This window comes from Cellvibrio sp., assembly GCF_053579595.1.
On sequence record NZ_JBRFPI010000557.1, the window covers coordinates 1 to 1,936 of the forward strand.

The 1,936-nt window shown below is 49.9% G+C and carries 1 protein-coding gene and 1 pseudogene; one reads left to right on the forward strand and one right to left on the reverse strand.

The window, feature by feature from the left end; genetic code table 11:
- A pseudogene (locus tag ACWA6V_RS21070) lies at positions 1-1,040 on the reverse strand (transglycosylase SLT domain-containing protein); the annotation flags it as partial.
- A 218-nt stretch (positions 1,041-1,258) separates the two neighbouring features.
- Here ACWA6V_RS21070 and ACWA6V_RS21075 point away from each other — a divergent pair.
- A partial coding sequence (locus tag ACWA6V_RS21075) for an ATP-binding cassette domain-containing protein (protein WP_449524320.1) occupies positions 1,259-1,936 on the forward strand: 678 nt, incomplete at its 3' end.

Sequence of the window (1,936 nt, forward strand, 5' to 3'; positions counted from 1 at the left end):
ACACGCTCCCAATCCTGCTTGCGCAAAGATTCGCGCAGCAACCATTCAAGCAAATCTACCCGAGTTAAATTAGGCGTGGAAGCCACTAATTTTTCAGCGTCAACTTCATGGTCCTGATAAAGCAAACGCAGCGCTATATGATATTTGAGATTAACGCGATCATTGTCATCAAATAATTGCTGCGCATCATACGTGTGCCATAGTGCGAGTGCTTCTTTGGCGTTGGTGCGTGCTAATTTTTCCAGGCCATGCAAGATGACAGTCTTCATTTTCGGTGATTGTTTGGAAAATTTCCCGGTTTGTTTTAACAAACGGGGGTTGGCATCCACTTGCTGCAATAAGGTTGCCATAGGGCGATCAGTCGCCGGCAACAGATTTGTCAAATAGCTGGTTAACCCTTTGTTGGCCGCAATTACTGCCTTGAGGTGGCGCTCCCAAATTAGCTCGGGAGTCATCAGCCCGGCTTTTTTCCATTCGGCAAACACCGGGTCGCAGGCTTTGGATTGTGCTTGCTCAATGTTCCAACGCGGCGCCACATCATTGAGTGCTGTTTTATCGCCCGTTGCTAGACGCGCGCGCAAATGTAAGCACGCCAGCTCCGGATCGGTGAGGCGGTTGTCGTAGTATTTCAGATAATCACCCCAGCGCTCGCGCTGTGCCAGAGTGCGCAACCAACGATGCGTCAATCGCTCGGACAGGAAAGAGTCGGGGTAACGTGCAAAAAAAATATCAACATCCTGCTTGGGTAAATTGATCAAGCGCGGAGTGAGCTCCTGATATTCAAGATAGGGTAGCAGCGGATAATGCTGCAGTTGTTTAAGCAAACTGCGATATTCCGTCATGCTTTTCGCATTCAGTGCTTTTTGTGCCTGCGCGTATTTTTGCCGTTCGATTTGTCGCGGGTCTGGTTTTGCGGATGCTGTTTTGACTACCGCTTTTGTCGCCGATGCCGTTGCGGCTTGGGCGCAAGTCAAGGTTGTACTGCCAACGAATACGCTGGCACTCAACGCTACCGGCCAAAGTATTTTTGAAAACCTCATGGATACCTCAAATTATTATCAAACCCAAGCGGGTTGGTTATGCCTTTCTGGTGGGATATGATGCGGCACTTTTTGCGCCTGCTGGGCGGGCGTCAGCATAATGTCGTCAGTCACATGAAACACTTTAATAATTGGCTAAATCTCCTTTGAGAATAACAGTCCATTGGTGCTTCTGCCAGTATCATTTTCGTTGAAAAACTACCTGAATTATTCCTTCTATGTCTTTGATTAAAATTGAAAAAGCCGGACTCAGTTACGGCCTGCAAGTGCTTCTCGACGGTGTCGAGCTGAGTATTGAGCGCGGTCAGCGTTTGTGTTTGATTGGGCGTAACGGCACAGGCAAGTCCAGCCTGTTAAAAGTGATCGATGGAGAAGTTGATCTGGATAAGGGCGACGTCATCCGTCAGACCGGCATTCGCGTCGCTCGGCTTGAGCAGGATCTACCTGAAGCCGATGATTGCCTCGTGTTCGATGCAGTTGCTGCAGGCTCAAAAGGGGTAGGAGAGCTGCTGGCAGAATATCGTTTGCTCTCCCATGCGCATGACATCAGCGACAGCCAATTAGCACGTATGGCAGATTTGCAGCATCAAATCGAAGCCAATGACGGTTGGGCTTTGCAGCAAAAAGTGGATGAAATTATCTCCCGTCTCGATTTGCCCGCCGAGCGCTACATGCGCGAACTTTCCGGTGGATGGCGCCGCCGCGTTGCACTGGCCCGTGCCTTGGTGATCGAGCCCGATGTGCTCTTACTCGATGAGCCAACTAACCACCTGGATATCGCTGCGATCGAATGGCTGGAAAAGCAATTGCTCAATTACAACGGCGCTTTGGTGTTTATCACCCATGACCGTTCATTGTTGCAGGCATTGGCGACGCATATTGCCGAGTTAGATCGC